Origin of the sequence: Aeromonas rivuli (assembly GCF_000820045.1) — a bacterium.
Classification (GTDB): domain Bacteria; phylum Pseudomonadota; class Gammaproteobacteria; order Enterobacterales; family Aeromonadaceae; genus Aeromonas; species Aeromonas rivuli.
In genome coordinates, this window is sequence record NZ_CDBJ01000058.1 from 1 (window position 1) to 21,150 (window position 21,150).

The 21,150-nt window shown below is 58.5% G+C and carries 22 protein-coding genes; 6 read left to right on the top strand and 16 right to left on the bottom strand.

What is annotated here, in order from left to right; all coding sequences use genetic code 11:
* Positions 1–62: 62 nt before the first annotated feature.
* Positions 63–602 (top strand): gamma carbonic anhydrase family protein, encoded by a 540-nt coding sequence (locus BN1130_RS14030; protein WP_042042785.1) that lies wholly within the window; start codon positions 63–65, stop codon positions 600–602.
* A gap of 90 nt (positions 603–692) precedes the next feature.
* On the opposite strand, the gene polA is transcribed toward BN1130_RS14030, so the two are convergent.
* Positions 693–3,443 (bottom strand): DNA polymerase I, encoded by a 2,751-nt coding sequence (polA, locus tag BN1130_RS14035; RefSeq protein WP_042042724.1) that lies wholly within the window; start codon positions 3,441–3,443, stop codon positions 693–695.
* Positions 3,444–3,845: 402 nt separating this feature from the next.
* Here polA and elbB point away from each other — a divergent pair, with 402 nt between their 5' ends.
* Entirely contained in the window at positions 3,846–4,499 is a 654-nt protein-coding gene (elbB, locus tag BN1130_RS14040) for an isoprenoid biosynthesis glyoxalase ElbB (RefSeq protein ID WP_042042725.1), read from the top strand.
* A 126-nt stretch (positions 4,500–4,625) separates the two neighbouring features.
* Here elbB and BN1130_RS14045 read toward each other — a convergent pair whose 3' ends face one another.
* The 4 genes from BN1130_RS14045 to fieF all read right to left on the bottom strand — a co-directional run bounded on the left by BN1130_RS14045 (position 4,626) and on the right by fieF (position 8,005).
* Positions 4,626–4,835 carry a cell division protein ZapB gene (locus BN1130_RS14045; protein ID WP_042042726.1) on the bottom strand — a complete coding sequence of 70 codons (210 nt, stop codon included), beginning with the start codon at positions 4,833–4,835 and terminating at the stop codon, positions 4,626–4,628.
* Between the two features lie 169 nt (positions 4,836–5,004).
* Positions 5,005–6,285, bottom strand: a complete 1,281-nt coding sequence (locus BN1130_RS14050; protein ID WP_042042728.1) for a hypothetical protein — start codon at positions 6,283–6,285, stop codon at positions 5,005–5,007.
* Positions 6,286–6,305: 20 nt separating this feature from the next.
* Positions 6,306–7,085 (bottom strand): serine O-acetyltransferase, encoded by a 780-nt coding sequence (gene cysE / locus BN1130_RS14055; protein ID WP_042042730.1) that lies wholly within the window; start codon positions 7,083–7,085, stop codon positions 6,306–6,308.
* Between the two features lie 8 nt (positions 7,086–7,093).
* Positions 7,094–8,005: a cation efflux pump FieF gene (gene fieF / locus BN1130_RS14060; protein ID WP_042042732.1), complete on the bottom strand. Its 912-nt coding sequence runs from the start codon at positions 8,003–8,005 to the stop codon at positions 7,094–7,096.
* An 87-nt stretch (positions 8,006–8,092) separates the two neighbouring features.
* Between fieF and BN1130_RS14065 the strand changes: the two genes are divergently transcribed.
* From BN1130_RS14065 to trmL, 3 genes are all read left to right on the top strand, one after another.
* On the top strand, positions 8,093–8,785 hold the full coding sequence (locus BN1130_RS14065) for a response regulator (protein ID WP_042042734.1): 693 nt from the start codon (positions 8,093–8,095) through the stop codon (positions 8,783–8,785).
* Positions 8,782–10,134 (top strand): ATP-binding protein, encoded by a 1,353-nt coding sequence (locus BN1130_RS14070; RefSeq protein ID WP_042042735.1) that lies wholly within the window; start codon positions 8,782–8,784, stop codon positions 10,132–10,134. Before BN1130_RS14065 ends, BN1130_RS14070 begins: the two co-directional genes overlap by 4 nt.
* Positions 10,135–10,201: 67 nt before the next feature.
* Positions 10,202–10,666 (top strand): tRNA (uridine(34)/cytosine(34)/5-carboxymethylaminomethyluridine(34)-2'-O)-methyltransferase TrmL, encoded by a 465-nt coding sequence (trmL, locus tag BN1130_RS14075; RefSeq protein ID WP_042042736.1) that lies wholly within the window; start codon positions 10,202–10,204, stop codon positions 10,664–10,666.
* Between the two features lie 94 nt (positions 10,667–10,760).
* On the opposite strand, the gene dinF is transcribed toward trmL, so the two are convergent.
* The 6 genes from dinF to BN1130_RS14105 are packed head-to-tail and all read right to left on the bottom strand — an operon-like array spanning position 10,761 to position 15,821.
* Positions 10,761–12,119, bottom strand: a complete 1,359-nt coding sequence (gene dinF / locus BN1130_RS14080) for an MATE family efflux transporter DinF (protein ID WP_042042737.1) — start codon at positions 12,117–12,119, stop codon at positions 10,761–10,763.
* Positions 12,120–12,123: 4 nt separating this feature from the next.
* Positions 12,124–12,750 carry an SCO family protein gene (locus BN1130_RS14085; RefSeq protein WP_042042738.1) on the bottom strand — a complete coding sequence of 209 codons (627 nt, stop codon included), beginning with the start codon at positions 12,748–12,750 and terminating at the stop codon, positions 12,124–12,126.
* A complete protein-coding gene (gene cyoE, locus BN1130_RS14090; protein ID WP_042042739.1) occupies positions 12,743–13,639 on the bottom strand; it encodes a heme o synthase in 897 nt (298 codons plus the stop codon). The genes BN1130_RS14085 and cyoE overlap by 8 nt, the downstream gene beginning before the upstream one ends.
* Before the next feature lies 1 nt (position 13,640).
* The gene (locus tag BN1130_RS14095; protein ID WP_042042786.1) at positions 13,641–14,627 is read right to left on the bottom strand and encodes a COX15/CtaA family protein; all 987 of its coding nucleotides are present in this window, start codon (positions 14,625–14,627) and stop codon (positions 13,641–13,643) included.
* A gap of 40 nt (positions 14,628–14,667) precedes the next feature.
* A complete protein-coding gene (locus BN1130_RS14100) occupies positions 14,668–15,138 on the bottom strand; it encodes a redox-active disulfide-containing membrane protein (RefSeq protein ID WP_042042740.1) in 471 nt (156 codons plus the stop codon).
* On the bottom strand, positions 15,135–15,821 hold the full coding sequence (locus BN1130_RS14105; RefSeq protein WP_042042741.1) for an SURF1 family protein: 687 nt from the start codon (positions 15,819–15,821) through the stop codon (positions 15,135–15,137). Before BN1130_RS14105 ends, BN1130_RS14100 begins: the two co-directional genes overlap by 4 nt.
* An 87-nt stretch (positions 15,822–15,908) precedes the next feature.
* Here BN1130_RS14105 and BN1130_RS14110 point away from each other — a divergent pair, with 87 nt between their 5' ends.
* Entirely contained in the window at positions 15,909–16,127 is a 219-nt protein-coding gene (locus BN1130_RS14110) for a DUF2909 family protein (protein WP_042042742.1), read from the top strand.
* On the opposite strand, the gene BN1130_RS14115 is transcribed toward BN1130_RS14110, so the two are convergent.
* The 5 genes from BN1130_RS14115 to lexA all read right to left on the bottom strand — a co-directional run bounded on the left by BN1130_RS14115 (position 16,124) and on the right by lexA (position 21,100).
* The gene (locus BN1130_RS14115; protein WP_042042787.1) at positions 16,124–16,981 is read right to left on the bottom strand and encodes a cytochrome c oxidase subunit 3; all 858 of its coding nucleotides are present in this window, start codon (positions 16,979–16,981) and stop codon (positions 16,124–16,126) included. The genes BN1130_RS14110 and BN1130_RS14115 overlap by 4 nt on opposite strands.
* A 46-nt stretch (positions 16,982–17,027) precedes the next feature.
* Complete coding sequence (locus tag BN1130_RS14120) at positions 17,028–17,564, bottom strand: cytochrome c oxidase assembly protein (RefSeq protein ID WP_042042743.1); 537 nt, start codon at positions 17,562–17,564, stop codon at positions 17,028–17,030.
* Position 17,565: 1 nt separating this feature from the next.
* Positions 17,566–19,149, bottom strand: a complete 1,584-nt coding sequence (gene ctaD, locus BN1130_RS14125; RefSeq protein WP_042042744.1) for a cytochrome c oxidase subunit I — start codon at positions 19,147–19,149, stop codon at positions 17,566–17,568.
* A gap of 11 nt (positions 19,150–19,160) precedes the next feature.
* Entirely contained in the window at positions 19,161–20,300 is a 1,140-nt protein-coding gene (coxB, locus tag BN1130_RS14130) for a cytochrome c oxidase subunit II (RefSeq protein WP_042042746.1), read from the bottom strand.
* 170 nt (positions 20,301–20,470) lie between these two features.
* Positions 20,471–21,100 (bottom strand): transcriptional repressor LexA, encoded by a 630-nt coding sequence (gene lexA, locus BN1130_RS14135; protein ID WP_042042748.1) that lies wholly within the window; start codon positions 21,098–21,100, stop codon positions 20,471–20,473.
* Positions 21,101–21,150 lie beyond the last annotated feature (50 nt).

The window sequence follows — 21,150 nt, forward strand, 5'->3', positions numbered from 1 at the left end:
TACAAACTTATCCACAGAAGCCGCGCCAAATTGCTAGAATGGCCGAAAACAAGGAGGCCGAGATGGACCTGAGACTGAGACCTTACAAGGGAAAAAGCCCACAACTGGGAGCCCGAAGCTATGTAGACCCCTGCGCCACCCTGGTGGGAGACATCCAGCTCGGTGACGATGCCAGCATCTGGCCCATGGTGGCCGCTCGGGGGGATGTAAACCACATCCGCATCGGCGCCCGCAGCAATATTCAAGATGGCACCATATTGCACCTCAGCCGCAGGAGTGCCAGCAACCCTGATGGTTATCCCCTGCTGATCGGCGAGGATGTCACCGTCGGTCACAAGGCCATGTTGCATGGCTGCACCATAGGTAATCGGGTGCTGATCGGCATGGGCGCCATCATGCTCGATGGAGTCGTGGTCGAAGATGAGGTGATGGTGGGTGCTGGCAGTCTGGTGCCGCCAGGCAAGCGACTAGCGTCGGGCTTCCTTTATATGGGCAATCCGGTGAAGCAGGCTCGCCCCCTCAAACCCGCCGAGATAGCCTTCCTCAAGACGTCGGCCGATAACTATGTCTTGCTCAAGGATGAATACCTGCAAGAAGCCTGATAATGAAAGACCCGGCCCTGATGTGATCTCGGGTCGGGTCTGCATTCGCAATGCGTCCTCTATATAAGGAGGAGAGCTACGCCCTTGCTATTAATGGGCCTGATCCCAGTTGTCACCCGTTCCGGCTTCCACGACCAGGGGGACATGCAATTCGGCCGCCCCCGACATCAGTGCCTTGATGAGGGGCACATACTCTTCAACCTTGTCCGCCCGGACTTCGAACACCAGTTCATCGTGAACCTGCATCATCATGTGGATGGAGTCATCCTGAATGCCGTTCAGCCAGGCCTCGACCTGGATCATGGCTCGCTTGATGATATCCGCCGCAGTCCCCTGCATGGGGGCATTGATAGCCGCGCGCTCGGCACCTTTGCGCAGCCCCGCGTTACGGGACTTGATGTCAGGCAGATAGAGGCGGCGGCCGAACAGGGTCTCGACATAGCCCTGCGCCTCGGCCTGCTGGCGAGTGCGCTCCATGTAGTCGAGCACCCCCGGGTAGCGTTCGAAATAGAGATCCATGTATTTCTGCGCTTCGGCACGGCCGATCCCCAGCTGCTTGGCAAGGCCAAAGGCACTCATGCCATAGATAAGACCGAAGTTGATCGCCTTGGCACTGCGGCGCATGTCGGTGGTGACCGCATCCAACGCGACTCCGAATACCTCGGCAGCGGTCGCCTTGTGGATATCCTTGCCCTCGGCAAACGCGGTCAACAGCCCCTTGTCTCCGGAGAGGTGCGCCATGATACGCAGCTCAATCTGGGAGTAATCCGCCGCCACCAGTTTGTAACCCGAAATGGGCACGAAGGCCTGACGAATGCGGCGTCCCTGTTCGTTGCGGATGGGAATATTCTGCAGGTTGGGATCGGTGGACGAGAGTCGGCCGGTCGCCGCCACCGCCTGATGATAGGAGGTGTGCACCCGCCCTGTCTGGGGCTTGATCATCAGCGGCAGCTTGTCGGTATAAGTCGACTTGAGCTTGGCTAACGTGCGGTGTTCCATCAGAAGCCGTGGCAACTCATAGTTCTCGGCCAGCTCGGCCAGCACCTCTTCCGCCGTGGAAGGCGCCCCCTTGGGAGTCTTCTTGATGATGGGCAGTGCCAGCTTGGTGAAGAGTATCTCGCCAAGCTGTTTCGGGGAGGAGAGGTTGAACTCCTGACCCGCCAGCTCGTGAGCCTGACCCTCCAGCTCTTTGAGACGCAGCTCTATCTCCTGGCTCTGTTGATGCAGCAGCTTGGGATCTATGGTGGTGCCCAGCAGTTCCATGCGTGCCAGCACCGGCAACAAGGGCAGCTCTATCTCCTGGAACACCTTGACCAGGGAAGGCTCCTGAGCAAGCTGGCCCCAGAGGGCGTGATGCAGGCGCAGAGTAATGTCGGCATCTTCCGCCGCATAGGGGGCGGCTTGCTCCAGCTCAATCTGGTTGAAGGTGAGCTGCTTGGCGCCCTTGCCGGCGATCGCCTCGAACGAGATGGTATCCACCCCCAGATACTTCTTGGCCAGGGAGTCCATGTCGTGACGGCTGGCAGTGGAGTTGAGCACATAGGATTCGAGCATGGTGTCGAAGGCGATACCCTGCAGGTCGATGCCATGATTGAGCAGCACGTTACGGTCGTATTTGAGATTCTGACCCACCTTGAGGCGGGTACTATCTTCCAGCAGCGGCTTGAGCTTGCCCAGCACCACCGCCTCGGTCAGCTGAACCGGCGCCCCCAGATAATCATGGCCAAAGGGCACGTAGGCGGCTTTGCCTGGCTCGATGGCGAACGAGACGCCGACGACACGCGCCTCCATGTAATCGAGACTGGTGGTCTCGGTGTCGAAGGCAAACAGCTCGGCCGTGGCCAGCTTGCCCAACCAGCTGTCAAATTCAGCCTCGGTCAAGACACACTGATAGTCGGTCTCGATGACAGCGGCCTTGTCTGACTCGGCCTGTACGTCTTCATTAGCAGTGGCATCGTCACTCCCCTCCAGCTCCTTGACCAGGTTGCGCAGCTCATATTCCCGGTAGACGGCCAGCAGTGACTCCTTGTCGATAGGGCCCAGCACCAGCTGCTCAAGGGATTGCTCCAGCTCAACGTCGGTCTTGATGGTCGCCAGCTCATATGAGAGCCGCACTTGCGGCTCCTGCTCGCGGAACTTGTCGGCAAATGCTTTGGAGCCACGAAAACCCAGGGCGGCTACCTTGTCCAGATTGGCGGCGATCTGGTCGATGCTGCCGATCCCTTGCAGCAGGGCCAGCGCCGTCTTCTCACCGACGCCCGTCATGCCGGGGATGTTGTCGACCTTGTCCCCCATCAGGGCCAGATAGTCGATGATGAGTTCCGGCGGCACGCCAAACTTCTCGATGACACCCTCCCTATCGGTCTTCACATCCTTCATGGTGTCGATCAGGGTGACATGGTCAGAGACCAGCTGCGCCATGTCCTTGTCACCGGTGCTGATAAGCACCGGCAACTGCTTCTCGGTCGCCTGGCAAGCCAGGGTCCCTATCACATCGTCGGCTTCGACCCCCTCGATCATCAGAAAGGGGAAACCCATTGCCTTGATCATCTTGTGGATGGGGGCAACCTGACTGCGCAGATCATCCGGCATGGGCGGGCGCTGAGCCTTGTAGTCCGGATAGATGTCATCGCGGAAGGTCTTGCCTTTGGCATCGAACACCACAGCCACATGACTGTCGGGGTACTGTTTGCGCAGGCTGCGCATCATGTTGGCCATCACCCGCACGGCGCCACTTGGCAATCCGGTCGAGGTACGAAGGTCAGCCTGTTGGGAGGCGAAGAAGGCGCGATACAGGTATGAAGAACCGTCGACCAGAATGAGGGGATTGCTAGGGGCCATGAAGTCGTCCTGCCAGAGAAATAAACAGCCGCTAGGATGCCACAGGGGCACGGCAGCACCAAGGGGGCTGGTCTAGCCGATTACTGGCTGAATGCCAACCAAAATCTGTGGATAACTCTGTGTCTAAAATAGCAATGCAGCAGCCAACCCTGTGATAAAACACAGAGACAAACAAAAAAACCATTTAAAACCAAAGACATACAAAGCAACAGCGATGTGATGCTGCAGCTTTGATGATCTAGGCAAATGTGGAAAAAATTTTAAGGGGATTGGTAAGGCAGGATCCAAAACGAAACAATCCTAGCACAGCACTGTGACTTGACCAGTCGGGGGTGAACGATAACCATACCAAAGTGCCAGTTTCCATCCTGGCTCACATTTTCGACAACCAGGAGTATCCCCATGAAAAAAGTGGCCGTGATCTTGAGTGGCTGTGGTGTGTTTGATGGCAGTGAAATCCATGAAGCGGTGATCAGCCTGCTGGCCCTGGCACGCCAAGGCGCAACGTATCAGTGCTTTGCCCCCGATGTTCCCCAGCTGCATGTCATCAATCATCTGACCGGAACGGTCAGTGAGGGAGAGAGCAGAAACGTGCTGGTCGAGGCGGCCCGCCTCTGCCGCGGCCAGATCCGTGATGTGGCCGAGCTAGATGGCGCCGACTTTGACGCCCTGTTGCTGCCAGGAGGCTTTGGTGCGGCCAAAAATCTCTGTGATTTTGCCGTCAAGGGCGCGCAATGCCAGATCCAGCCGGACGTGCTCAAGGCGTGTCGCAGCTTTGCCAATGCCCGCAAACCCGCCGCCTATATCTGCATCTCCCCCGCCATGATCCCCCTGGTTTATGGCGCTGGCACCCTGGCCACCATAGGCAATGACCCAGATACTGCCACCGCCATGGAGACCATGGGCGCCAGCCACCTCGACTGCCCGGTCAACGAATGCGTGGTCGATGAGGAACGCCGGGTTATCTCGACCCCGGCTTACATGCTGGCCAACAACATAGTCGACGCCGCCGATGGGATAGAGAAGACGGTCAAGCGGCTGCTCGCTATGTGTTGAACGCTATTCCAGAGAGCCAGGGACTGGTTGAGGGTCTGCGAGCTGTATCACACTCCTTGGCACTCTGATGTCAGCAAAGAAAAGGCCGCTCCATGAGCGGCCTTTCAGCGTGCAGCGGCGTATCGTTTAGATGGCTTCGTCCATCTGATCGATCTTGCCGAGCAGGGCGCGCAGGCGCTCTTGCCAGGCAACGTGCTCATTGCGCAGTTGATGGTTCTCATCTTGCAGCTGATTGTTCTGCTGCTTCAGATCGTCCAGTTCCATCTTCAGCAAAGAGATGTTGTCGACGGCGGATTGGACTTTGGATTCGAGTTGTTCAAGGACTTCTAATGACATGATGCCTACCTATTTGTTCAATTGCGATGCCCCACAGAGGGCGATTCCAGCGCGTGAGGCCAGCATACCCTGAGCCGCTCGGCACAAACAAGCCGGAGCGAGGGAAAATGGGGTCTCAACGCCCTCCCAGCTCAAATCTGCGTCTATTTCCTTCACATCAGCCTCTGCCTCAGCCAGACCAGGCCAGGTAACCCCCAATCAACAGGCAGGCGACCAGATACATGAGGGCTCCGTAGAGCAGATTCCAACGCAGCAGCAAGGCAGCACTCAGGTTGTAGCGAGCGGCCAGCGCCAAGTTGGACCCGGACAGCGGGCTGGTCCCCGTCGCCAGTCCCCAGCCAAGCAGGAAGCACATGCCGAGCAGGCTGGGATCCGGGTTCAGGGGCCAGATCAGGGGAGCCAGACCCGAGATGCTGATCAACGGATGCACCCCGAAGATGGCGACCACCAGCATGAACAACAGGGTCAAACAGGCTTCGAGCCAGCCGAAGTGATTGAACAACGGCAGACCGTGATCGCCGAAGGCAAAGGTGGAGAGAGTGCTGTTGATGCTGGCCGCCAGCAGACCCGCTCCGAGGAACAACACCAGCTGGCCACCAATGGCGGGGAAACGCTCCACCACCTGGCGCTTGAGCGCCATGGCACGCCCCTGAGACGGCATGAATACCAGGGCAAGGGCGGGTGCCACCAGGGCGATCACCGCCAGAATGCTGAGTGCAGGCCAGAGCTGCTTGACCACTACCACCACCACGGCCAGGGCCACCGGCAGGAGCAGGGTCTGCAAGCGCAGCGGGTAGCCTTGAAATTCCGCTATGGCTCCCAGCCTCTCCACCTGCCAGGCGGTGATCCCCATGGCCAGCAAGGCACCGACGATACCGAACGGCATGATACTTGCGATCTGCATCCCTGGGGCATAGGTCAGGGCAACGGCCATGGCCACGAAGAAGGGTGACCAGAAGGCGGCAGCGCAGAAGATACGGCTGAGCACCATCACCTGACGCCGCTCCAGGCTGTTATTGCGCTCCAGGCGATCACCGATGATGAAGAGCACAGACAGGTTGATGACGGCGCCGAGCAAATTCAGGCTCGCCATCGTGCTCCACAGTCCTTTGCGTCCCGACCATGCGTTAGTGCCGCCCTGCAGGCCAGCACTGGCCAGGTTGAGGGTACTCACGGCGGCAAACATGGTCAGCATATTGATGTTGGGTAGCAGCCAGTCCCCGAGGGAGAGACTGGCGCCGCGCCAGAGGGAGAACAGTAGTAGCAACAATGCGGCGCCATAGAGTGCCAGGGCTTGCCGTTTTGCCGCCCCCGCCAGCCTGGGCCAGGTCAGCAATGAGGCGAGCCAAGCCGCCAGCGCCGCTGGCCAGGGCGAGACACCCCCGTAAAGATGCAGCAGGTTGAGCAGCCACATTGCCAGGATCAAGTATCCCGACCACAACTTGGCCATGAGCCCGCCTTAATGAGAGTTCAGAGACACTGGTCCATGTCCAGCGAGGGTTTGTCACAGTCGGGATGGCCCACTATCTTGGCGGGCACGCCGGCGACGGTCGTATGGGGGGGCACCGGGTTGATCACCACGCTGCCCGCCCCTATCTTGGCGCCCATGCCAACCTCGATATTGCCGAGCACCTTGGCGCCCGCCCCTATCATGACCCCTTCACGGATCTTGGGATGGCGATCGCCACCCGCCTTGCCGGTCCCGCCCAGGGTGACGCTCTGCAAGATGGAGACATCATCCTCGATCACCGCCGTCTCGCCGACCACAATGCCGGTGGCATGGTCGAACATGATGCCCTTGCCGATCCGGGCCGCGGGATGCACGTCCACCCCGAACACCACGGATATCTGGTTTTGCAGATAGAGCGCCAGTGGCCTGCGCCCTTGCATCCATAGCCAGTTGGCAACCCGATAGCCCTGCAGGGCATGGAAGCCCTTGAGATAGAGCAGTGGCGTGGAGAAAAACTCGACCGCAGGATCGCGCTCCTGCACGGCGCAAATATCCGCAGCCACCACGGCCAGCAGGCCAGGATCGCTACGCAGCGCCAGCTCTATCACTTCGCGCAGGACGATGGCGGGCATGGTGGCGCTATCGAGCTTGTTCGCCAACTGGAAGCTCAAGGCCGAGCGCAGCGTCTCATGATTGAGAATGGTGGAGTGGAAAAAGCTGGCCAGCATGGGCTCTTCCGCCGCCATCCTGCCCGCTTCCTGCTGAATTTTTTGCCACGTGTGGGCAACCAGATCATCCATGTTACTGCCTACTGTTGTTCGATTGGAGGGCCTTGCTGTTCCTTGAGCACCACTGAGATGGGGTCCATATGTATGATGACATCCATCCGCTCAAACCCTTGGCGCACCGCCATTTCCGCCTCATCGGCGATCTGGTGGGCCTTGACCAGGGGGAGCTGATCATCCAGCTCAAGGTGCAACTGTACAAACCGGGTGGGGCCGGATTGGCGAGTACGCAGGTCGTGAACCCCATGTACGCCTGGGACCTGACAGCAAAGAGTTATTATTCTCGCTTGTTCCTCCTCTGGCAACTGGCGATCCAGCAGTGCCTGTACCGATTCATAGCCAATCTGGATGGCACCCCATACCAGGAACAAGCCAATCACTATGGCAAAGAGACCATCCGCCCAGAACCAACCCTGCCCCGCCAACACCAGGGCGAGCAGGACGCCCGCGTTGAGCAGCAGATCGGATCGGTAGTGCAGCATGTCCGCCTTGATGGCCACACTGCCGGTGCGCGCCACCACCCATCGCTGGAAAGTCACCAGTGCCAGGGTCAACACTATGGATCCCGCGCTCACCCAGATCCCCGCCTCCAGCCGCACTATGGGATCCTGCTTGAGGAGAGAAGATATGCCGTGCATGACCAGCAGCAAGGCAGAGCCCGAGATGAAGGCTGACTGGACCAGCCCGGCCAGAGACTCTGCCTTGCCGTGACCGAATTTGTGCTCTTCATCGGCGGGTACCAGGGCATAGCGGATGGCAAACAAGTTGATGAGGGAGGCACTGACGTCCATAAAAGAGTCGGTCAGTGAGGCCAGCAGGCTGGAGGAGTCGGTCATCAACCAGGCAATCAGCTTGGCGGTGATAAGCAGGCTCGCGGTGCCGACGGCAGCCACGCTGGCCAGGGTGACCCAGCGGGAATATTGTTGATGGCTCACAACCGGCTTTCCTCTTGCGGTTAAAAAACTATTATACCCTGACCCTGCCTTCTCTTTGGCGCGAAAAATGATCGGAACTGGCGACAGATGAACAGAATCCTGCTGGTCGATGACGACCTGGACCTCACCCAACTACTGCACGAGATCCTGACCCTGGAAGGCTTTCAGGTCACCGTGGCCGACGACGGTGAACAGGGGCTGCAACGTCTGGCAGAACAGGCGTTCGACCTGATATTGCTGGATGTCATGATGCCCAGACTCAACGGGTTCGCCATGCTGGCCCGCCTGCGCGAGCACCTCGACACCCCTGTGTTGATGCTGACCGCCCGGGGAGACAGTCAGGACAGAGTCAATGGCCTTGAAGCGGGCGCCGATGACTACCTGGCCAAGCCGTTCGACGACCGCGAATTGCTCGCCCGCATTCGCGCCATACTGCGCCGTACTCAGCACTCCGGCACGCAAAAGCTGGGTGCCGATGAAGTGTCGTTTATGGACATTCAGCTACAACCCGGCTTGCAGCAAGCTCGCTGTGCCGGAAGAGAGCTGGATCTGACCGCAACCGAATTTGGCTTGCTCGAATGCCTGCTGCGCAGTCCGGGCCAGATAATCAGCAAGAAACTGCTGTCCGAGCAAGTACTTGGCAAGAAACTCGAACCCTTTGATCGCGCCATCGACATGCATCTCAGCAACCTGCGCAAGAAGCTGCCGGAGCGGCCCGATGGCCAGCCCCGCTTCAAGACAGTGCGGGGCCGCGGCTATCTCTGGCTGGAAGCAACATGAAACCCCACAACATCCACGGCCTCTCCAGCCAGATCTTTCTCTGGTTCTGGAGCATGTTGCTGCTGATCCTGGCAGTCGTGATCAGCCTGCCATCCCTGGATCCCCGCAACACCATCCCCCTGCCCCCCAAAGAGCAGCTCTACATGAAGCAGCACGTCAGTGCCCTGCTGCAGGGGACCCCCCCCGACCAGGCGTTCGACTTGCAGCAGGCACTGCAGATTGCCGGTTTGATGCAGGTGGGCAGCATCTATGTGCGGGACCAGGATGGCCAGGTGCAGTCCACCACGCCGCCGGACAAGTTCGTGATGCGCTTCATGTTGGAGGTGGACCAGCTGACCAGCCCCATGATGGGCCGGGACCATGATGACGCCATCGCCGGCCCCTTCCTGCTCGAGCACAATGGCCACAGCTACCATGTCTACTTCGGGCTCAATGTCGATAACCCTTATCTGTTTCTGGTGATCCAGATCCTGGATCACCCCGTGCTGATCCTGCTGGTCGCCATGTTGATCAGCACGCCGCTCTGCCTGCTGCTCGCCATGCGGCTGACCCGCCCCATCCAGCAATTGCAGCAGTCTGTCTCCCAAATTGCGGCCGGTGAGCTGGAAACGCGCATCCCCAATCTCGAGAGACGGGATGAGATAGGCCAGTTGGCCGATAACGTCAGCCACATGGTGGAGACGCTCAAGCTGATGATCCAGAAGCAGAAACAACTGCTCTCCGATATCTCCCACGAGCTGCGCAGCCCGCTCACCCGCATCCAGCTCGCCCAAGCCCTGATCCGCCGCAAGCAGGGTGACAGCAACGAGCTGGCAAGGATCGAGTCTGAGATTGGTCGGCTCGACAAGCTGATCGGCGACCTGCTCGATCTCTCTCGTGCCCAGCAACACGTGGAAGCGCCGGGCCACCATCAGCTCGCCGACCTGCTCGATCCCATACTGGATGACGCGCTGTTCGAGGCTCACCAGAGCGGCAAACAGCTCAGAGTGCCCCCCTTGCCCGATATTGCCCTGCGGATGTGGCCGGAGCTGCTGGCTCGCGCCCTGGAAAACCCGCTGCGCAACGCTCTCAAATACGCCACTGGCTTGATCGAAGTTGACTGGACCAGCACGGATCAGCACTGGATCATGACCATACGCGATGATGGCGCCGGGGTACCCGCCGATCAGCTGGCACTGCTGTTCCAGCCCTTCTACCGGGTCGATGATGCTCGCAACAGTCAGACCGGGGGCACAGGATTGGGACTCGCCATCGCCGCCGAGGCGGTGCGCCGCCACGGTGGCACCATCACGGCCGGCCATAACGAGCCCCATGGCCTGCTCATCACCATCACCTTGCCGTTGGCCTGAGTCTCTTTTCATTGCCGCGGGTGCTGGGTATGCTGGCGCCCCTTCAGGCCCCTATCAGGATGTTGTCATGCTCGACATAGTGCTCTACCAACCGGAAATTCCCCCCAATACCGGCAATATCATCCGACTCTGTGCCAATACCGGCTATCGGCTGCATCTGATAGAACCCCTGGGTTTTGAGTGGGACGACAAACGGGTAAAGCGCGCCGGACTGGACTACCACGAGTTTGCCGAGGTGAAGCGTTGGCCCAGCTTCGAGGCTTTCATGACCGGGATAGCCCCTGTCCGCGTGTTTGCCTGTACCACCAAGGGCAGCCGAGCGCACTCGGCCGTCCACTTCGCCCTCGGTGATGCCCTGCTATTTGGCCCGGAGAGCCGTGGCCTGCCCATGGAGATCATCGAGAGTCTGCCCCCCGAGCAACGGTTGCGCATCCCCATGGTGCCCCAGAGTCGCAGCATGAATCTCGCCAATGCGGTGTCCGTGTTTGTCTACGAGAGTTGGCGTCAACTGGGCTACCAAGGCGCCCAGTAATCGACCCGGAAAGGGTATGCCCTAGACAAGAAGAGCCCCTTTGCTGGCAAAGGGGCTCTCTCATTCTGGCGGAACGGGGCAACTGTGTGGCCACTTAGCCGCGGGAGGCAAGCAGTCGACCATCGCGCTCCATGCGCCAGCAGAGCAGGCCAAGACTTAAGCCCCGGCCGACCATGAGCGCCGCCATCGCCGCCCAGAGCGCACTGCTGCCCAGCGGCTGACATAGCCACCAGACCGGGAAGAAGCCAGCAAATACGGCGATCAACATGCTGTTACGCATCTCTCTGGCCCGGGTTGCACCGATGAAGACCCCATCGAACAGGAAGCACCAGACCGCCAGCAGCGGCATGACTACCAGCCAGGGCAAGTTGCGCTGCGCCTCCAGTATCACCTCTGGCAGAGAGGTGATACTGGCGATCAGGGCCTGGCCCGCCAAGCCAAATATCAGGGTGAAGCCCGCGGCTACCAGCAGGGCCCACCCCAGATTGAGCACTATCACCTCCCGCAGCCCCTGCCTGTCACGACGACCGATGGCACGCCCCACCATGGCCTCGGCGCCATAGGCAAAACCATCCAGCCCGTAAGAGATCAACATCAACAGGTTGAGCAGGACGGCATTGGCCGCCACCGTCACATCACCGAGCCGGGCCCCTTGCAGCGTCATGAAGGCGAAACAGAGTTGCAGGCAGAGAGAACGGATGAAAATATCCCGATTCAGTCCCAGCAAGCGCAACAAGGCTGGCCACTGCCGCCAACGGCTCAAGGCACCTTGCCAGACATCTGGCGCAAGGGATCGCAGGCGGCGACTCACCAGCCAGATACCCACCCCGAGTGCACAGTAATCGGCGATGAGGGAGGCTGCCGCCACCCCCTTGACTTCCCAACCCAGCCCCAGCACGAATAGCGCATCCAGCACTATGTTGATGAGGTTGCTCAGGATCAACAGTGCCATTGGGCTGCGCGCATCCTGCAATCCCAACAGCCAGCCCATGATCACCAGGTTGCACAGCGCCGCAGGCGCACTCCAGATGCGCACGGCCACATACTGACCCGCATAGTGTTGCACTTCGGCCGAGCCCCCGCTCAAGCCGATGATATGTGGCAGTAGCGGCAACACCAGCGCCATGACCAACACTCCCATGACCAGGGCCAACCCCATGGCTCGGGCCAGGGTATCGAGCAGATCCCTGCCGCTGGCCGCGCCATGGGCTTGCGCCGTCAGCCCTGTGGTCGACATGCGCAGGAAGCCGAGCAGCCAGAAGATCAGGTTGATCAGGGTCGCACCGACCGAGACACCACCGAGAAACCAGGCCTGGCTCAGATGACCGATGACCCAGGTATCCACCAGGCCGAGCAGCGGGGTAGTGATGTTGGAAAAGACCATGGGTAGCGCCAGGGCGAACACGGCGCCATGGCGGGCGGGGTCCCGTAACCAGGCTGGCAAAAGAGACATGAACTCAGTTGCCGGACAGGGTCAGAATGCGGGAAAAATCCGATACCAGCGTCTTCATCACCACATGAGGCACCTGACCCGGGGCCGAGTCGGGCCGGAAGATGGCCTGCAACTGCCCCTGCGGATTGACCAACACTATGGAGGCTGAGTGATCGATCAGGTAGTCCTTCTCGCCCTGATCGGCGATGGAGTAGATGAGGCCGAGGTTGCGCACGAAGGGGAACAGGTCCGCGTGGGAGGCAGTCGCCGCCTTGAATTCAGGCTGGAAGAAAGCGACATAGCTCTTCAGACGCTCTGCGGTATCCCGCTGGGGATCCGCAGAGATGAATACCACTTGGCTACGGGCATCCAGCGCCTTCAAATCGGGATAGATGGACCTCAGATCAGCTAGCGTGGTGGGGCAGACATCGGGGCAGAAGGTATAGCCAACAAACAGGAAACTCCAATGCCCCTGCAGACTGGCGGGTGTGAAGGGTTGGCCATCAGCATCGGTCAGGGCGAAGGCGCCGAGATCGCGTCCGACCGGATAATAGGTCGCCTCCTCAGGCTCTTTGGGTTTATGGATAAACCAGGCGGTGGAAACACCCGCAACAAATACCAGCAACAACAGGGAAAAACGCCACTTAACCATAATCAATCCAGTGATCCGCCAACAAGACAATGAAGAGTACCATCAGGTGTGTGATGGAAAATTTGAAGCAGTGTATCGCAGTCTGTGCATCCGGCGAGAACTTGAGGCGCCAGGCCCACTGAATGAACCTCAGGTTGAGGCAGACACTTCCGAGCAGATAACCCCACCCAGCCATGCCAACCACCCAGGGCAACAGGCAGATCAGGGTCAGCAACAGGGTATAGAGCAACACACAGGTCTTGGTAAATTCGATGCCATGGGTCACCGGCAACATGGGGACATTCGCCCGCGCATAGTCATCGCGCCTGTGAATGGCCAAGGCCCAGAAATGGGGGGGGGTCCAGGTAAAGATGATGGCCACCAGCAGCAGGGCGTGGGGATCCAGGGAGCCCGTTACCGCCGTCCAGCCAAGCAGAGGGGGCATGGCGCCCGCCAAGCCGCCGATCACTATGTTCTGCGGTGTCGCTCGCTTGAGCCAGACGGTGTAGACGACGGCATACCCGATCAAGGAGCAGGCAGTCAGCCAGGCGGTGAGCCCGTTAACCCCCAGCCAAAGCGTGCCGATACCGCCAACACACAACAAGAGAGCGAAGGCCATCGCCTGCTGCGTCTCTATCCGGCCCCGCGCAACCGGTCTGTGATGGGTACGCGCCATGCGCAAGTCTATGTGCCTGTCCAGCACATGATTGATGGCGGCCGCCCCTCCCGCCGCCAGGCCAATTCCGGTCAGCGTCAAAAACACCCGACCGAGACTAGGCACCTGTCCGGTGAGGTACATACCCACCAGCGCGGTCAGTAACAGAAGAGCAACCACCTTGGGTTTGGTAAGCATCAGATAATCTTGCCAACGCGACCAGGCCGTGGCGTACAACCCATGGGTTCGAATCATGTCATGTCTCCCTTATCCGGCCTGACTGGCGACCGAGCGCAAACCAGATGGTCACCATGGTGAGTAGCAGCAAGGCAGCAACCCCATGATGGGCCAGTGCCACCGGGAGCGGCAGCAACAAACCTATGTTGCTCACCCCCAAGACTATTTGCAGCAATACCAGGCTCGCCAGCACCAATCCCAAGCCCAACCGGCCCTCTCGACCGAGTCGCCAGGCCAGCAGCAGCAGGGTAAGCCCTGTGACGACGGCCCAACTTCTATGGGTCAGCTGTATCGTCATGCGAGCACCATATGGCAATACGCCGAATTGATAACTATCGCTAGGCGGCGGTATGGGGTCGAAGGCCTGGATAAAATCGAGCCAGCGCCACCAGGGCCCATCACACCAGGGCAGTTGATGGCAGGTGAGCGCCGCATAGTTGGCCGAAGTCCAGCCGCCCAATGCTATCTGCAGCACCAAGACCCCTAAACCGATGCGGGTCAGCCAGAGAGTGCTGGGGGGATAGGGGGTCGAGGGCGTTAACTCGGTGCCCGCCGACCAATGCCTCAAGTTAGCCAGCCAGAGCAGCGCCAATATGGTCATCCCCCCCAATAGATGGCCCATCACCACCAAGGGGAAGAGATTCATGGTCACCGTCAGCATACCCAGTGAGGCCTGGCCCAGTACCAATCCAAACGTCAGGCAGGCGAGCAGTCGGCCCTGTCGCCGGAGGAGGGAAACCAGTGTCATGGCAAGGATGACGAGACCAAGCACCCCGGCACAATAGCGATGGAGCATCTCATTCCAGGCGAGGTGCGGCTGCAATGGGGTATCAGGGAAACGATGCTCGGCCAATGTCAGCTCATGGCTCTGACTGGGAACCATGTGAAAACCATAACATCCTGGCCAGTCCGGACAGCCGAGGCCCGCCTCCGTCAGCCGGGTATAGGCCCCAAGTACGACTACCACGGCCGTGAGCAACAAGGCACACAGACTGATCCAGCGCATATCACCCCCAAGGCCCATGAGGCCAGATGGTTTATTGTTTTTATCCGATTCTTGATAATTTCAATAACTTGCGAAGGTCTGCCAACAGAGCCTCCCCGGCCGACAGTTCATTTCCTGCGGTAAGGGCAATGGGATAACGCAAGACCAACTGTCCTCTGGGGTCGGCGATATAGATGTAACCCTCCGCCAGCCCGGTCTGATTCACCGCAGTCTTGATCAGTGGATCCAAACTCTCGCTGCCCAGGCGCATGGGAACCACCCGGTCCCGCTCCTGGCCCAGTGCTAACCAGCTCTGGTGCAACAGATAGACGCCCGCCGAGCAGCGGGCATCGCAAACGGTATCGGTTGGCAACAGCAGATGCCAGCGGCCCTGTTGGGGCACCTGACCCTGCACCCATTCACCCTGGGCGGTTGCCCCCCCCTGAAACCAATGCTGGCTAAGCACCAGCCAGGCAATGGCAGGAGACGCCAAAAACACCAGCACCAGGACCAATAGTGGTGTCGCCTTCATTTCGCCTCCTTATCTCTGTGCGCATGTTCAGCCTCAACCTCGTGGGCTGTCTTGCGCCACCACCAAACAGTCAGGCCAATCAGGGTCAACGTCATGACAAACCACTGCACGGCATAACCTATATGCCGGGATGGTGCCATCGGCATCTCAGGCTGGCGATGTACCAACTCAGGCCAGGCCCCTCCTTCCTCTAGCACCAGTACGAAGGGCAATACCGGCTGATGCCACTGCCTAGCCAGCCAGGGAACATCTATCGCCTGGAGCCGATGTGGCCACTCTTCCTCCGCGTCGCCGAGGTGCAGAGGGGGACGATAGGGGCGAGCCACCCGTCCTCGAACTCGGTACTCTCCTGCCGGTTGTGAAACAGCTGGTATAACCTGACGATCTTGTCCTTGGGGCAGCCAACCCAGATCGACCAGCAATAACCCCTGTGCCGTAACCATAGGGCGTAAAACCTGGTAACCCGGCCGCCCTTGATAAACCTGGTTATCGAGGAAGAGGGTGATCCCTGGGGCAAATCCCCCTTCCATTGAGAGTTGATAGCCATACCTGTCCTCCTTGACCAACAGGTCCTGCAGACTCAGTTCGACTTGGCCACGCTGATGCATCTGGTCAAGCAACTGGCGCTTTTGCGCTGCACGAGTCAGCTGCCAACTGCCTAGCCAGACCATGAGCAACGCCATGGCAAAGGCCAGCACTAGCAGACCAACTCTTCCTTTTGCCCCTGCAAAGCCACCTATAATCACGTCATCGCCCGGAGAGTAACGACCATGATCATCAAATTGCTCCTGTTATCACTGCTCGCCATGGTACTGATTTCCCTGTTCAGGGCCCTGTTCCAACTGGTCAAGGGCCAGACTCACCTGCCAGCAAGCCACTACCTGGGACGCAGAGTGCTCTTCTCCGTGCTACTCATAGCCCTGTTACTGCTGGCCATGCTGAGCGGCATGTTGACCCTCAACCCTTTCGCCTTTATGAGCGCTCTCTAAAGGATATAGACGAAAACAAACAGGCAGAGCCAGACCACATCAACAAAATGCCAGTACCAGGCGCTCGCCAGAAAGGCAAAGTGTTGATGTGCATTGAAATGCCCCTTCATCACCCTGAGCCACATGATGAAGAGCATGAGGGAGCCGAGGAATACGTGCATACCGTGGAAGCCGGTCAGCATGAAGAAGGTGTTGCCATAGATGCCGGATTTGAGGGTCAGTCCCATCGCTGTATAGGCGTGGTAGTACTCGAAAACCTGCAATGAAAGGAAAAGAAGACCGAGCAGGACAGTGCTGCCGAGCAATACCTTGACCCTATTCTTATGTCCCTGTTCCAGGGCCTGGTGGGCAAACTGCAAGGTCACCGAGGAGCTGAGCAGTAACAGCGTGTTGGCCAGTGGCAATCCCTGCCAGGGCATGGCTTCAGTACGGGTGCCACCAGGAGTGGTCACCAATGGCCAGATGGCCTTGAAATCAGGCCAGAGCACTTCGTGAGTACTGAGGTGATGAAAATGTTCCCCACCCAGCCAGGGAACAGATAGCACCCTTGCATAGAACAGCGCACCGAAGAAAGCGCCGAAGAACATCACCTCGGAGAAGATGAACCAGCTCATTCCCTGACGAAAGGATCTGTCCATCTGCTCGCTATAGAGCCCGCTCATGGACTCATTGATGACGTGACCAAACCAGCCAAACAGCATGACTATGATGGTCAAGATGCCCGCCAATAACAGCCATCCTCCCGGGCTGCCATGGCTTATCAGGGTACCGGCTCCGGATGCCATCAGGAACAGACCCACAGCCCCCATGATGGGCCAGGGACTCTGCGCCGGGACATAGTAGCTATTCGCCATACTCGCCTCCGATACGGGGCTCGAGGCCTCGTCATGTGGGATCTCTTCAGCCATTCTGACCACCCTGCCCCATCGCCTTGGTCACGTCATACAGGGTGTAGGAGAGTGTCAGGGTATGCATCTCGGCTGGCAGGGCCTGATCGATATAGAAACGCAGCGGCAGCTCCGCTCTCTCTCCGATGGCCAAGTGCTGCTGCTGAAAACAGAAGCACTCTGTCTTGTGCAGATAACGGGCCCCCAGCCCGGGGGTCACTGAGGGTACGGCTTGCAAGACCCTGGCACTATCCGCCAGATTCTCGACCATGAAATGGGTACTGCTCAGCTCGCCAGGATGCACTTCTATCCGTTGTACGATCGGGGAAAATTTGCCCTCGAAGCCCGGGAAGGGATAGGCAACCAGTTCCAATGTCACTGTGCGGGATCGGTCAACCTCTCCGCTGGCGGCCGCAGCCGCCACCGGCTCAGTCTTGCCGTTTATCCCCGTGATCTGGCACAGAACGTCATACAAAGGCACAAGCGCATAACCAAACCCGAACATCAGTAGCGTGATCAGCACCAGTTTGAGGGTGAGCTTTGCATGCATGTCACTTCACCTCGGGAGGAGTTGTGAAGGTGTGGTATGGCGCTGGCGATGGCACTTCCCACTCCAGACCCTGGGCACCATCCCAGGGTTTGGCTGGTGCGGCGGCGCCACCTCGGATACATTTGAACACCACGTAGAGAAAGATGAATTGGGACAGACCGAATGCGAATCCCCCCAGGCTGACGATGCTGTTCACATCGGCAAACTGGATTGAATAATCAGGGATCCGCCGTGGCATGCCTGCCAGACCGAGGAAATGCATCGGGAAGAACAAGACATTGACCGAGATGACGGAACACCAGAAATGCCACTGGCCGAGCCGCTCGTCATACATGTGCCCTGTCCATTTAGGGAGCCAGTAATACGCCGCAGCCATGATGGAGAAAATGGCCCCCGTCACCAGTACATAATGAAAATGTGCCACCACGAAGTAGGTATCGTGATACTGAAAGTCCGCCGGTGTGATGGCCAGCATCAGCCCGGAGAATCCCCCCATGGTAAACAGCACTATGAAGGCAATGGCAAACAGCATGGGCACCTCAAAGCTGAGCGACCCGCGCCACATGGTAGCCACCCAGTTGAATACCTTCACGCCAGTTGGCACCGAAATGAGCATGGTGCAATACATGACGAAGAGTTCGGCGAACACCGGCATGCCGGTGGTGAACATATGATGAGCCCACACCAGGAAGCTCAGCCCGGCAATCGAGGCGGTGGCATAGACCATGGAACTATAGCCAAACAGCGGCTTGCGAGAGAAGGTGGGGACTATGGCCGAGATGATGCCAAAACTCGGCAATATCATGATGTAGACCTCGGGGTGACCGAAGAACCAGAAGATATGCTGGAACATGACGGGATCCCCACCTCCGGCTGCATCAAAAAAGCTGGTACCGAAATATTTGTCGGTCAACACCATGGTCACCACGCCGGCCAGCACGGGCATGACGGCGATCAGTAAGAAGGCAGTCACTAGCCAGGTCCAGACGAACAGAGGCAGCTTCATCCAGGTCATGCCTGGCGCCCTCAGGTTACAGATGGTCACTATGACGTTAATGGCCCCCATGATGGAGCTGATCCCCATGATATGGATGGAAAAGACAAACAGTGCCGTGCTGTCAGGGGAGTAGTGGGTAGAGAGCGGCGCATAGAAGGTCCAACCGAAATTGGGGCCCCCACCCTCGGTGAACAGTGACCCCAGCAGGATCAGGAATGCGAATGGCAGTATCCAGAAGCTCCAGTTGTTCATGCGCGGCAATGCCATGTCTGGTGCCCCAATCATCATGGGGATCATCCAGTTGGCCAACCCGGTGAACGCGGGCATGACGGCGCCAAATACCATCACCAGACCGTGAACCGTGGTCATCTGGTTGAAAAAGGCGGGCTCAACCAGCTGCAATCCCGGCTGGAACAGCTCGGCCCGGATCACCATGGCCATGGCTCCCCCGGTCAAAAACATGGCGAAACTAAACCAGAGATAGAGGGTTCCAATATCCTTGTGGTTGGTGGTCAACAACCAACGCAGCAAGCCTCTGGGCTTATGGCCATGTTCTGCCTGATGATCGACATCCGTGACGACACTCATCTTGCTCTCTCCTACCTGGTTTTTCCCTTGAGGAAGGCATCTACATCCTTGGCCTGCACTTCATCGCCCTTGTTATTACCCCAGGCATTGCGCTCATAGGTGATCACGGCTGACAGCTCCTGCAGACTTAGCTGATTGACGAAGGCCTGCATGGCCGTCCCTGGTTTGCCGTGCAGCACCCGCTCCAGGTGATCCGCCTTGGGGCCCATCGCAATGGGGCTGCCTTTGAGAGCGGGGAAAGCACCTGGCACCCCTGCTCCATTCGCCATATGGCAGGCAGCGCAGTGGCCCAGATAGATCTTCTCGCCAAGTTTCATCAGTTCGTCCCGACTCATGGTCATGGCCAGCAGTTTCTGCTCCTGCTCCTTGGCCGCCAGCTGCTCGGTTCGGGTCTTGCTCAACCACTGATTAAACTCGTCCTCAGGCTTGGCGATAACCACTATGGGCATGAAACCATGTCCCTTGCCGCACAACTCGGCACATTGGCCGCGATAGATACCGGGTTGATCGATACGGGTCCATGCCTCGTTGATGAAGCCTGGGTTGGCATCCTTCTTCACCGCGAAAGCGGGCACCCACCAGGAGTGGATCACATCTTGGGAGGTGATGAGAAAACGTACCTTCTTGCCAGTGGGCAGCACCAAGGGGCGATCCACCTCAAGCAGGTAGTTCTCTCCTTTGTTGCGCTTGTTATCGATCTGCGCCTGAGGCGTCGCCAGCAGGCTGTAGTATTCGACGCCATCATCGAAGTAGCGGTAATGCCACTTCCACTGCGACCCCGTTATCTGCACAGTCAGGTCGGCATCGGTTGTATCTTCCATGGCGATCAGGGTACGAGTGGCCGGAATGGCCATGCCAATGAGGATGAGGAAAGGGATCAGGGTCCAGAGGATCTCGACTCTGGTACTCTCGTGGAAATGGGCGGCTTTCGCTCCCTTATCCTGCCGATGGTGCCAGATGGCCCAGAACATGACCCCGAACACCACCAGACCTATCAAGGCGCAGATGATGAGAATGGTCATGTGCAAGTCATAAACGTTACGACTGACGGCGCTGACCCCCTCCGTCATGTTGAAGCGCATACCATTGCCGAGCGCAACACCGCTCCAGGCACACAGGAATATTGAGAGAGTAATCAGGACTCTTTTCACTCTGCCCCCATTTTTAGCGCTGCCCTGTCGGGCATTTCTTCCCTGAGATTGGTCTTTGGTGCCAATCGACAGGTTAAGTAAAGCAGCAAATGAGAATGTGTGAAAAAAGTGTTAAAAAAGAATTTGAAAAAACAGGCGGGAATAACAAGGCCCCTCAACGGGGCCCGGGGTTACATCCAGTCGGCGTTGCGGATCACGCCAACCGCCAACCCCTCGATGGTGAGATGCTGACTCGCCAGATCGACGGCGATGGGTTGTAACTCTTCGTTTTCGGGTAGCAGCCACACTTGGCTACCTTTACGCTGGAAGCGTTTGACGGTCACATCCTCATCGAGGCGCGCCACCACGACTTGACCGTTGCGAACCTCTTGGGTCTTGTGTACCGCGAGCAGATCACCATCCATGATACCGATGTTCTTCATACTCATGCCCTGCACGCGCAGCAGGAAGTCGGCTCTCGGGTGAAACAGAGCGGGATCGACTTTATAGTGGCTCTCGATATGTTCCTGGGCCAGGATGGGCTCGCCGGCCGCGACCTTGCCGATGAGCGGTAAACCCTGATCTTCGTTCGCTGCCGCCTCGACATCGTCGAGCAAGAGACGAATGCCACGGGAAGTGCCTGGTAGTATCTCTATGGCCCCTTTCTTGGCCAGGGCTTTTAGATGTTCTTCAGCAGCATTGGCCGACTTGAAGCCGAGTTTCTGGGCGATCTCGGCACGCGTCGGCGGCATACCGGTCTCGCTCATGTTGGCCTTGATGAGATCCAGCACCTGAGCCTGGCGGGGAGTAAGGGGTTTCATAAGATTGTCACCTGTTTTTTTATACAGCACACTGGCAGTATATACAGTGT